This is a genomic window from Photobacterium lutimaris (assembly GCF_003025555.1).
Classification (GTDB): domain Bacteria; phylum Pseudomonadota; class Gammaproteobacteria; order Enterobacterales; family Vibrionaceae; genus Photobacterium; species Photobacterium lutimaris.
The window spans coordinates 984952-996707 of the sequence record NZ_PYMH01000001.1 but is presented as its reverse complement, the minus strand read 5'-3'; the positions used below and the strand labels follow the sequence as shown (position 1 = coordinate 996707).

Sequence of the window (11756 nt, the reverse complement as noted above, 5' to 3'; positions counted from 1 at the left end):
ACAATGTTTGAGTTTGACCCTAATAATATCGAGCTAATCGAAGACGCGTTGTGGGACGAGAACCAAGATGATATTGAATTTGATGACTGGTTTGAGTCTGAAGATATTGACGATGATGAATAAGCTCATCGACTAACAAAGAGCAGGCAAATTGCCTGCTCTTTGTTTGACGTTATGCCCGACATCATTAACTCTGAGTTAGGTTTGATTTGCCGTGGCTTTCAGTGCTTCATTCTGATCACTGAACCACCGGTTTATAGGTCGCCATACCACATCAATCATTGACTTATACCAAGGCGCTTTATCAACTTGTTGCGTGGCTAATAGGGGCTTTTCAGCAATGACTTCATCATCGATATACCAAACAACTTTACCCACTTCCTGATCTTTTGAGATCGGCGCTTCTAAGTTGTCATAGAGGATAGAGTATTCAACATTCTTCCTTTGGCGACGAGGAATGGTGACTTTTCCCCCTGAGCCGATAACAACATCGACAGTTGATGGGCTGCCATACCAAACACGCAAAGGTAGCAATTCATCTTTACTGAAATTAGGCTCGATATCTTGGTAAAAACGAAATCCCCAAGTTAAGAGTTTTTTACTTTCATTACGACGGACAGTTGCACTTTTTGTCCCTAAGACGACGGCAATCAATCGCTGTCCATTTAGTTCGGCAGAAGATACGAGGCTGTATCCTGCATTTTGGGTGTACCCCGTTTTCACGCCATCCACCTTGATAGTGGTGTCCCACAGTAAGGCATTACGATTGCCTTGTTTGATTTTGCCAAAGGTGAATGATTTCTCTTTGAACAACGCGTACATGTTGGGCAAATCACTAATCAGCGCTTTTGTTAGCAACGCCATATCATAAGCCGTTATCTGCTGTTCTTCTGAATCCAGTCCATGTGGGTTGGTGAAAAAGGTATCTTTCATCCCGACTTTTTCAGCATAACGGTTCATCATCTCGATAAAAGCAGGTTGATGACCGGCAACATGTTCAGCAAGGGCCACAGTCGCATCATTACCTGATGAAATAATGACACCTCGATTTAAATCATCGACCGAGACTTGGTCACCCACATTGAGAAACATTTTTGATGAGCCGGGAAATTTCTTCCCCCATGCATTTTCACTGATCACAACCATGTCGTCTGAGGCTATATGACCTGATTTGATTTCTTGGCCAACGACATAGCTTGTCATGATTTTCACGAGACTGGCGGGGGCGTGTGGAGCATGGATGTTATCCCCAGCAATGACCTGACCGGTATCGTAACTCATTAAAATCCATGACGGTGCCGCGATCTCAGGTGGTGTTGGATGAATTTCGGCGTAACCCGGCGAAATTACAGCAAGCGCAATAACGCTAAAAAACAATCGTCGGCAATATTTACTAAAGGATGGACGTGTCATCGGAATAAACCCCGTGTCTACTGTACTGTTGCACTTATTAGAATAGTAAATAATCTCAATACAAGATTAACTTGAGATCAGTCTTATGACTTTTTTTATTGTCATCTCAATACTGAGATAGCCTGTTGATGTTGGATGGTGACCACAAATTCAGGGATCAGACGTTAATGTATTTTTTTGATCACAGGCCCTAGCGATAGATTCTGGTGCGATAACATCTGCATAAAATGAACATGTGATTCGATAAGGTGTTTACTTTCATTCTGCCAGGCAGGGTGGGGTTGTTGCTGGCAGAACTCCAGCATGCTAACAACCATGCGCTCCAGTTTTTTGATACACCAGCGTTGGATGGCGGTGTCTTGATTCGGCTCTGATGCGAGCGCCTGTATCTTGCTGTAACTAAATTGTTGGTATCGGAACGCAAGGTCAACATTTCCAGCGTGTTGGTGGTACGCACTTAATCGGCAGCAAACATCTAACCAATAAGCAACAGCTTCACTTTGTGTTGGGTTAACGACACGACCAAATAGTGAAGAAGGCGCTTCATTCAGTAAACGGGCATTGGCGGCTTCGTCCCAGCTTGCGCTGAGGGCGACACTCTTAAGTTCTTCCAACCAATGCGTGATTGTTTTCATGCCATGTTTTCCTCATTCCATTCAGCGAATTGATATTAGCTAATTCAAGCCCGTAGGCTGTTGGAAAGTGCATACAGGTCTGATTTTATCAGTAGTCATAGAGTAGTTTGGTTTACGTTTGGTGGGTTTTACAAAATTAATCGTAAAAGCAAATAAATGCGACTGGTCACAGAGTCACCGTGAAGGGGGTGGATTTTCGCTACGCATGTTCACATGGTGTTAATTGTGTGTTGTAATTGCTGTTAACAAATTAGATTGCTTCACGTAAATAATCACAAGGAATATATACACTAACGCTAGTGTAATCACTCAGGGAGTTGAGTAGCGAATGAAACTGTTACGAGGAAGTATGCTGTTTGGGGGGATCGCTGCAGCCCTAATGGCAGGGGGCAGTGCTTTTGCCGCGGCACCAGGCACAGATTTAACTCAGTCGACTGTCGGTTATGCATCACTCATTATTTTTGGTCTCGCTTATTGCTTGGTAATGGGTGAGGAATACCTGCAATTGAGGAAGTCAAAGCCCGTTTTATTAGCCGCAGGTTTAATATGGCTAATGATTGGTTTTGTTTATCAGCAACAGGGGCAAATTGAATTAGCAAAGGCGGCGTTAGAGCATAACTTACTGGAGTACGCCGAGTTACTGTTGTTCTTGTTGGTTGCAATGACTTATATCAGTGCCATGGAAGAGCGGCGCTTGTTCGATTCGCTGCAAGCTTGGATGGTGGGTAAAGGGTTTAATTTCAGGAGTTTGTTCTGGCTTACCGGCTTTTTATCGTTCGTGATTTCACCCATCGCCGATAACTTGACCACGGCATTGTTGATGTGCGCTGTTGTTATGAAGGTGGGGGGGAGTAACCTGCGTTTTATCAACATCGCCTGTATTAATATCGTGGTGGCAGCAAATGCTGGCGGGGCTTTTAGCCCATTTGGTGATATTACCACGTTAATGGTTTGGCAAACTGGGCTGGTTAGTTTTACTCAGTTCTTCGACCTCTTTATTCCGTCATTGGTCAACTACGTTATTCCTGCGGCTATCATGTCATTCTTCGTGCCAAAGACAAGACCCAATACCGCCAGTGAATACGTTGAATTGAAACGAGGGGCGAGGCGTATTGTCTTTTTGTTCATTTTGACGATTGCTACTGCTGTCGCTTTCCATGCGCTGGTTCACTTCCCGCCAGTTATTGGCATGATGATGGGGTTGGCGTATTTGCAGTTCTTCGGTTTTTACCTCCGCAAGACTTTGCCGCGCTCGCTGGAGAAGAAAAAAGCGCTTGCCATTGCCAATAAAGACGATGAAGCGTTAAAGCGGATAGGCTCTGTTGTGCCCTTCGACGTGTTCAAGCGTGTTTCTCATGCCGAGTGGGATACGCTACTGTTTTTCTACGGTGTAGTAATGTGCGTAGGCGGGTTGAGTTTGTTGGGTTACCTTGGTTTGGTATCAGAGGTGATGTATACCCAGTGGAACCCAGTATGGGCAAACGTCATGGTCGGGATACTGTCAGCAATAGTGGATAATATTCCTGTTATGTTTGCGGTATTGACGATGCAGCCCGAACTCTCATTGGGTAACTGGCTGTTAGTTACATTGACCGCTGGTGTTGGTGGTAGCTTGCTCTCTATTGGCTCTGCCGCAGGTGTTGCCTTGATGGGCGCAGCCCATGGTAAATATACATTCTTCGGCCATTTGAAATGGATGCCGGTCATTGCCTTGGGGTATGTGGCGAGCATTGTTTGCCATTTGTTATTGAATAACCACCTCTTTTAAGCTGATTTGAGTTGCGTGTTCTAAAAAAAGATGGCTAAAAAACAGTCGACTAGCTGTGTTGCTGTAAGCAGAAAGTGTGTGGAACATCACTAAAGAATAATGAAATGTAAGCCCAGCAATTGCTGGGCTTTTTTTTGGGCAATTGTCGTGCTTAACTGAGAAATATAAGCTGTAGCAGTCATAGGAACGGCGCATGAAAAAATACGGATGTTTAATTGTGGGCACAATTGTGCTTTCTGTGGGTTCTTTTGCCCATGCAATGGACTTAGAAACTCTGTTTAGGGTTCCTGGTGTAAAACTGGGGATTGCCAAGTCAACCGGCAGTGTTGATATTACAAAAAAAGGGCAGTTTAATGACGTCCCCTTTAACTCGTCAAACTCTGTTACCCCTGTTGTCTCGCTCATACAGTCACCTTACTATTTTTCAGAATCGAGCCGTTGGGGTTATCACACAGAGCTTTCTGCGAGTTATTTTGATTTAGACTACGATGACGGCGATGATGATCAATTTGTAGGTGGCGATTACAAAGGGTATTCCGTTAGTTTCAAACCAGTACTGTTCTATCAGTGGGGAAACCGCAAGCTGTGCTCGTCATGTAAAAGTTGGCGAGTCGAGTTAGGAGCGGGCGTGCATTATCTCAATGCTGACGGCAAATTGAAGAATGCAGATAATAGCCAAGAGAAGTTCGACTCATCTGGTATCGGCTTTAATTCTCACCTAGGTGCTGTTGTTAATTATAAGAATTGGGAGTTAGGCCTAAGAGTCGTGGTACCAACACGTTTGAATGATGACGATATTAAGGTTGAACATGGGTTATCATCAGTGAGCCTGGGCTATCGTTTCTAATTGGATGCCGATATCGTAAAAGCGCCGATTGGACTTGTCCAATCGGCGCTTTATTCGTTGGGATTAGTCGCTATAGTGCGGCTTCAAGCTCCAATAGAAAGGTGTCGATATCTTGACTGCTAATATCGATATGGGTGACGAGTCGCATTGGATTGCCTGGCGTGATGATGATGCCTTTTTCTTTCAGCGCAGTGGCAAGTTGCTGTTGGTCAATGCTTGGATCGACTTTAGCAAAGACAATATTAGTTTGGACAACATCGGTATTAACCTTAAAGCCAGGTAGGCGGTTTAACCCTTCAGCCAGCTTTTTGGCATTTGCATGATCATCGGCTAATCGTGCCACATGTTCGGTTAAGGCGATCTTTGCCGCCGCGGCTAGAATACCAGCCTGACGCATTCCACCACCAAGCACTTTTCGCCAGCGACGCACTTTTGCAATGAAGGCTTTGTCACCTAGTACCAATGAGCCAATTGGGGCACCTAAACCTTTGGATAAGCAAACCGTCATTGAATCAAAGTACTGGCTGATCGCCTTGATATCGACATTCAAAGCGGTCGCGGCATTGTAAACTCGTGCTCCGTCTAAATGCAGTTTTAAGTTGTGCTGGTTAACAAACTCACGCGCCTCTGCCATGTAGGAGAGAGGAAGCACCTTACCATTGATGGTGTTTTCAAGGCTTAACAAGCGGGTTCTTGCGAAGTGGGCATCGTCAGGTTTGATTGCAGCTGACAGCTTCGTGAAGGGGATTGTTCCGTCTTTTTCATTTTCAATTGGTTGTGGCTGAATAGAGCCCAGCACGGCAGCACCACCACCTTCAAACATGTAATTATGTGCCTGCTGCCCGCATAGATATTCATCTCCGCGTTCACAGTGTGCCATCAGTGAAAGTAAATTGGCCTGGGTACCTGAACTACAAAAGAGTGCACATTCAAACCCATGTCGCTCTGCAGCCCATTGCTCTAGATCGTTGACGGTTGGATCATCACCATATACATCATCGCCGACAGGGGCATTAGCCATTGCTTGGCGCATGGCTTGAGTAGGGCGGGTTACTGTATCAGAACGAAAATCAATCATGGGTACTTCCTTGGTATTTACGGTTTAGTCCAGCATTCATTTAGCATGGGTATACGACTTTGCCAGAAACCGGACGTAGAGGATAGAAAACCGTGCCATGATTTTGTTCAAATCACGAAAATTTGATACCGAGCAAAAAAATGAATGAATAATTGTTATCCTTTCGTGAATTTTCATTTGACTGTTACTGTTTTAACTAGACTTATTAGTGAAGAGACTGGGGACGCTGCATGCAGCGTTGTTCAGCGACTTACATTTGTGAGTTCGCTGACGCGGGAGAATCATGGCGTAAGTCAGATAGGAGGCTGTCATATGTTGGCTGAGCATAGGCATTTCATTTTACCTGGAGATTCAAAACTTCACGCGGATGTGACAATAAGTCCTGTTGGAGAGCTTGAAGTGAATATTTTGGAGCAGAATAGTCATCTGAGTGGAGAGTTTGATCAACTGTATTTCTATTCTGAAGGTAAAAAAACGGAACTCATTTGCAAAAATCAGCTTGAAAGAGATGATGTACAATGGCACTTATCTCTATCGAGTGATGATGCGCGTGAGCTCGCCAAATTGATAGAGCTTGCTGAAGAAGAATATGAAATCCTGATGCGAGATCTATAGCGCTCTGCCCTTGAATAGGGCGTGAACATTGGGCGTAACGATGACTTATTTAATCCTGCTTGTTAAGCAGGATTTTTTCCACTTTATTCCAGAAGCTTGGTGATCGTATCAATAATGTGAATATAGCGCTTTGGTAAGGGCCTGTGCTGCTTCCGGATCAAATACAATTCTTGGCTAACGGTATTCGGCACGGCTAATGTTTTTATTTTGTCTGGATAGCTGAAGTGATCGACCGCTTTTTCTGGTAATACGGTAAAGCCAAGGCCTTTTGAGACAGGGAGCAAAATTTGATTGAGTTGGTTTATGTAGCCAGTTATTTTCATTTTCCGGAAGTCAAAATGGCTGTCGCCGTAATTGGCTTGGTGGACTTGCTGTAAGTAGTGCTTCCCGTCCGGGTGGTTGATAAACCCCAGAGAGTACAATGACTCTTTATCTAATTTCGCATCAGGGTAGTCTGCGGGTACGACAACGCATAAGGCTTCTTGCCCTATTTTGGTTTGGTTGAAGTATTGATCAGCCACGGCATGGGTAATGATACCGATATCAAATTGGCCACCCTTAATCCCTTCTAAAATTCGTTGATTGGGCGCTGATTCCAAATGAATACTGATAGCTTGATGGTTTTTCTGGTGGCTAAGGAAGTGAGGGTAGAGAAACATTGCAAGTGAACCAGAGCAGGCCAAATGGCACTCGCCAGAGAATGGGTCATCAGCTAACAATTGGCCTAACAACTGCTTTTCATCGTCCTGTCGCCTCAAGCCATATTGGTATAACTGCTGACCTGCCGGTGTTAACTCAAACCGCTTGCCGATCCGTTTGATCAAAGGGGTACCTGCTTGCTCTTCGAGTTTTTTAATATGTTGGCTGACCCCCGGTTGAGTCATAAATAGCTTGTCTGCTGTTTGTGTGAAATGGCCAATTTCAACCAAGGTGATAAAGGTGTGGAGCCATTGGGTGTTTAACATGGCTAATAAAGTACTGGTTAGGTATGTATGAGTGATTAGTACCATTTGAGGGTGAATCGCGTCAAGCGGATACCGAGGATGTAAATATCCGCTTGAAGCCGAGGCGCTATTTTAATGAGATGATATTAAAAGCGCTTCATCCCCATTTGATAAACCGAACACACCTCGTTGTGATCGGTTAGCAACGTAATATTGGCTTTATAACCAGGCAGTAGGCGACCGTATTGGCTATCGATACCAATGGCCTTCGCTGGGTAAAGGCTAGCCATCCGTAGAGCCTCCTCTCTACTCAGGCCGACATGCCGGATAAGGTTCTTAACGCCTTCGATCATCGTAATGGCGGCTCCTGCAATTGTACCATCCGCATAGTGGCATTTACCGTCGGTGACATAGGCTGTGGTGCCGGCCATGTCATACTCGGTCATATCAGTTCCCGCTGGTGCGACAGCATCGGTGACCATAAAGAGTTTTTCACCAAGTTGCTGGTGGGCAATACGTACTGATGCATAAGATGAGTGGATACCATCGACGATAATGCCCGCATGCGGCTTTTTATCAAAAATATAACCAACAGCGCCGGGCTCACGTGAGCCGAGAGGGGTCATTGCATTGTATAGGTGGGTTGCCATCTTCAAATGGCTTTTACTCGTCAACTGCTGGTAGTTGGCATTGGTATGGCCAAGTGACACGGTGATGCCAGCGTTGTTGAGCGTATCGATAACCGTTTGTGATGTGTTTTCTGGAGCAAGTGTAATGACAGAGATGTGTTTGGCATTATCAGCAAGGTAGTGAGCGGTCAGTTCGTCCAGAATGCGGATATGACTTTCATTGTGAGCTCCTTTTTTTTCTTTGCTAATAAATGGGCCTTCAAGGTGTAATCCGATGATCCCTTCATTTTGTGGAGCTGCAATTCCAGCGACAAGTTCGACCGCTTGGCACATAGTTTCATGCTGGCTTGTGATCAGTGTTGGCAGGTACTGGGTTGTACCATTTTGGATATTGGTGCGGTTGATGGTGTCGAGCGTTTGCTTTGAAATGTCGACATTCAGCATAACACCACCGCAACCATTTAGCTGAAGATCAATAAAGCCTGCCGTGGCAGTGGCTCCTTGGCCATCGTAAACCGTTTCAGGCAGGTTGGCATCTTGCATTGAAACAATTGATTCAATCGTATCACCATTTACAATAATGGCTTGCTTTTCAAGAGTATCTTGGCCATTGAAGACATTGATATTTGTGATTGCGTACATAGGCATCCCAACTTTTGAATCTATTTAGAATAAGTGAAAGCGTAACCCTGCAAATAAGCAAATTTGAGCAAAAAAGGCTAACTTAATTTTGTTTAAAAAATAAGTTAGAGGAATACTTGCTATTTGTCAATGCCTAGGGAGATTGATCATCATTACTGAGATCCGATGCCTCTCAATCTTCTGTTTTCGAAATGCATTGTTTGAATTATCCTTGTCGCGCATTCATAGGAGATTTTATGTCGCCGAAAACAATTTTTACCAGCGTAGCATTGGTTATTGCGTTGGGATCACTAGAAAAAAGTATTGTGACCACGCCTTTGCCGATTATCGGTGAAGATCTTGGTGCCGGACAGGCTTTAACATGGGTTGTTACCGCATATTTGTTGGCAGCTACTGCGGTGTTACCCGTATATGGCAAGCTCAGTGATATTTTCGGTCGGGTAAAAATGCTGAACATCAGTGTTGTTTTGTTTTTACTCGGTTCGGTTGCGTGCGCCATGGCGCAAGATTTGCCAACGCTTATTTCGGCACGGGTGCTGCAGGGGATCGGTGGTGGTGGCCTTATTGCATTGGCCTTTACGGTCATTGCCGATTGTATTCCGGCCAGAGAGGTCGGTAAATACCAAGGCTATATCTCTGCGGTGTATGCGGCGTCGAGTATCGCGGGGCCTTTATTGGGGGGCTATTTTGCCGAACATTTAAGCTGGCGGTGGGTATTTTGGATCAACCTTCCTTTAGGGGCATTGGCACTTTGGATGATTAATACAAATCTCAAGCACCTGAGTAAAGGGCGTGACAGCCGCTTTGATTGGGCGGGTGCGGGCTTGCTGATGACGATTACAACTTTGTTGCTGTTGTTGATGTCACCAGACATTATGATCAGTCAAGCCAGTTTATTCGCCGCTCTTGGTATCTCATTGGTGTTGTTTCTCATTGTGGAAAAACATGTTTCAGATCCGATCATACCAGCGCGGATATTTCGTCTTCCGGGCTACTTGATCAGTGTGTTGTTGATCATGTGTTCACAACTGTTGATGTTTGCCATACTGGTGTATCTACCGCTTCAAATGCAATGGCAGCATGGAATGAGTGCGTCGGACAGTGGATTGATCATGATGGTCTTTATGATGAGTATCACTAGCGGGGCCTACCTTGGAGGTAAACGAATTGCTAAAACAGGGCTTTATAAGTCTTTGACCGTTCTTGGCTTTGGCATGTCAGTGGTGGCTGTTTTTCTTTTATATAAAGGCCTAACAATGACGGTTGCTTTGGCTTTTGCCGGTCTAGGACTTGGATTGACATTACCGAGCTTGAATGTGGTAGTGCAAAATGTATTGCCTCCTCATGACCGTGGGATTGGCCTATCGATGTTTGGTTACGGTCGTGAGTTTGGCGGCGCACTCGGCGTTGCATTCTGTGCGGCCCTGTTTCACCTCAAAGTGCCGGTGCATGTAGGTGAGGGAAGTGCTGATGGGTTGTCGCAGTTTGACCCGGGAGCTTTAGCTGAAGGCTTCAACGTGACCTATGGCGGATTGGTGGTCGTCGCCATCGTGTCTTTGTTGGTGACCATTGCTTGTTTGAAAGCTCAGCCGTTGTCATCTGGTGTGGCCAAGCCGAAACGCTCATACAAATCGGAGTAAGCCGAATAGCAGAGCGGCAAGTCCTGAGGGAATAATTAGCCCAGCTAACCTGTTAGCTGGGCTTTTTTGTGGACAAATTATTGCTGTCAGGCAAAATACGCCGCCTTACGTTTTTAAATTCGTCAGAGAGAATGACGACGAGGTGAGTTATGGCTTGGTTTGAGTGGCCATTTATTCTTTCAAGTGTGTTGACCCAAATGTCGATTGGAGCATTCATTGTTCTTGGCATGGTGTTATTGAGTGGCAAACTGTGTTTTGGTCAAGCTGATCGCCTACATAAGGCGATGCTGGTGTTATGGTTAATGTTATTCAGTGCTCTTTTGCTCAGAGAATGGAACCTGATGCTTGCTGATGTAGCAGATGGATACCGTATTGGTGCTGAAGCGCTTTTATCAATCACGTTTTTTGCATCTGCACTACTTTATTGGTTCGCAGAAAAAGCGTTGATAGGTTCGGATTTTATTCGAAAGTGCTGTTTGGTATTAGCCATTGTCATCGGGGGGAGTTATCTCATTCATGGCTTGGCGGTGAGAAGTGAGCATTGGTTGATTGCTTCGCACTTTTTAGCGACGACACTTTGTGGTGGCACCTTACTTGCGCATGCTTGCCTTGTAAGAGCACAGCACAAAGTTGAAGAACTCAACACGGTATTACCGCGTCTTGGTACGATTATAGCGGTTATCTGTCTGCTTACAGGGTTTCCACAACTCGGTGAATTATCTCGTCAGATTGAGGCTACTGGTGCCGTTATGCCGTTTGTCTCACAGGTGATCAGCTTGGGTTTGTTACTGGCCGTTGTTGGTGTTTGGTCAATGCCGCTGGTGACGAAAAGCAAACCGGTTTTGGGTGTCATGACATTTGCATTGGCGCTGAGTGTGGTTTCCTCATATTTTGCGGGTGTGGGATATTAAGCGAGCGGCATAGTGAAAGCACACTGATCCAATAAAAACGCGGTGCATAGCATCGCGTTTTTTATCCAACTACTTGACGACGTTGAGAATGTCTCTGAATCGTTCGCCTTCAGCGATTTCTTGAAGCTCGAAAATCAGCATTTCAGCTGTTGTTAACGAGGCACCAAATTGCTGCATCTTGTCCAAGGCAATCTGTTTGTTGGTTGGATTGCGTGAAGAGACAGCATCAGCGACCACTTCAACATGGTAGTCAGCTTCAAGCAATTGGCGTACTGTTTGATACACACAAATATGGGCTTCGATACCCACCACCACGATGTTCTTGCAGCCTGACGCTGACAAGGCTTCGACAAACTGCGTATCGCGGTAGCAACTGAAACTGTTTTTGGCGATAGGGGTATGATCATGCAAATGGTCAGAAATTTGCGGGATGGTTGGGCCTAATTTGTGCGGGATCTGCTCTACCCAGATGATTGGGATATCCAGAATCTTAGCGCCTTTGACAACGGTTTCTAAATTTTTAAAAAGTGTTTCCTTGCTGTCCATGATTTGCGCAAGTTTGCCTTGGACATCAACTATCACCAGTGCAGTATCGTTTGTTGTAAGCATATGAATATCCAATCATTAGTTGAGT

General features: G+C 45.1%; 11 protein-coding genes. 5 read left to right on the top strand and 6 right to left on the bottom strand.

The window, feature by feature from the left end; all coding sequences use genetic code 11:
* Positions 1–198 precede the first annotated feature (198 nt).
* Together C9I99_RS04355 and C9I99_RS04350 are read right to left on the bottom strand one after the other, a co-directional pair.
* Complete coding sequence (locus tag C9I99_RS04355) at positions 199–1413, bottom strand: D-alanyl-D-alanine carboxypeptidase family protein (protein WP_107347592.1); 1215 nt, start codon at positions 1411–1413, stop codon at positions 199–201.
* A gap of 164 nt (positions 1414–1577) precedes the next feature.
* Complete coding sequence (locus C9I99_RS04350; protein WP_107347591.1) at positions 1578–2048, bottom strand: hypothetical protein; 471 nt, start codon at positions 2046–2048, stop codon at positions 1578–1580.
* Between the two features lie 379 nt (positions 2049–2427).
* Here C9I99_RS04350 and nhaD point away from each other — a divergent pair, with 379 nt between their 5' ends.
* Both nhaD and C9I99_RS04340 read left to right on the top strand, forming a co-directional pair.
* Entirely contained in the window at positions 2428–3816 is a 1389-nt protein-coding gene (nhaD, locus tag C9I99_RS04345; RefSeq protein ID WP_243734624.1) for a sodium:proton antiporter NhaD, read from the top strand.
* Positions 3817–4009: 193 nt separating this feature from the next.
* On the top strand, positions 4010–4663 hold the full coding sequence (locus C9I99_RS04340) for a hypothetical protein (RefSeq protein ID WP_107347589.1): 654 nt from the start codon (positions 4010–4012) through the stop codon (positions 4661–4663).
* Between the two features lie 70 nt (positions 4664–4733).
* On the opposite strand, the gene ltaE is transcribed toward C9I99_RS04340, so the two are convergent.
* On the bottom strand, positions 4734–5738 hold the full coding sequence (ltaE, locus tag C9I99_RS04335; protein WP_166645454.1) for a low-specificity L-threonine aldolase: 1005 nt from the start codon (positions 5736–5738) through the stop codon (positions 4734–4736).
* A gap of 315 nt (positions 5739–6053) precedes the next feature.
* Here ltaE and C9I99_RS04330 point away from each other — a divergent pair, with 315 nt between their 5' ends.
* A complete protein-coding gene (locus C9I99_RS04330; RefSeq protein ID WP_107347587.1) occupies positions 6054–6356 on the top strand; it encodes a hypothetical protein in 303 nt (100 codons plus the stop codon).
* An 83-nt stretch (positions 6357–6439) separates the two neighbouring features.
* Here the strand turns inward: C9I99_RS04330 and C9I99_RS04325 are convergent, their stop codons facing one another.
* A complete protein-coding gene (locus C9I99_RS04325; RefSeq protein ID WP_107347863.1) occupies positions 6440–7321 on the bottom strand; it encodes a LysR family transcriptional regulator in 882 nt (293 codons plus the stop codon).
* 125 nt (positions 7322–7446) lie between these two features.
* On the bottom strand, positions 7447–8571 hold the full coding sequence (gene nagA / locus C9I99_RS04320; protein ID WP_107347586.1) for an N-acetylglucosamine-6-phosphate deacetylase: 1125 nt from the start codon (positions 8569–8571) through the stop codon (positions 7447–7449).
* A gap of 236 nt (positions 8572–8807) precedes the next feature.
* Between nagA and C9I99_RS04315 the strand changes: the two genes are divergently transcribed.
* Both C9I99_RS04315 and C9I99_RS04310 read left to right on the top strand, forming a co-directional pair.
* Entirely contained in the window at positions 8808–10211 is a 1404-nt protein-coding gene (locus tag C9I99_RS04315) for an MDR family MFS transporter (RefSeq protein WP_107347585.1), read from the top strand.
* Between the two features lie 149 nt (positions 10212–10360).
* Positions 10361–11122: a DmsC/YnfH family molybdoenzyme membrane anchor subunit gene (locus C9I99_RS04310; RefSeq protein WP_107347584.1), complete on the top strand. Its 762-nt coding sequence runs from the start codon at positions 10361–10363 to the stop codon at positions 11120–11122.
* Between the two features lie 69 nt (positions 11123–11191).
* On the opposite strand, the gene C9I99_RS04305 is transcribed toward C9I99_RS04310, so the two are convergent.
* Positions 11192–11731 (bottom strand): hydrolase, encoded by a 540-nt coding sequence (locus C9I99_RS04305; protein WP_107347583.1) that lies wholly within the window; start codon positions 11729–11731, stop codon positions 11192–11194.
* Between the last annotated feature and the right edge of the window lie 25 nt (positions 11732–11756).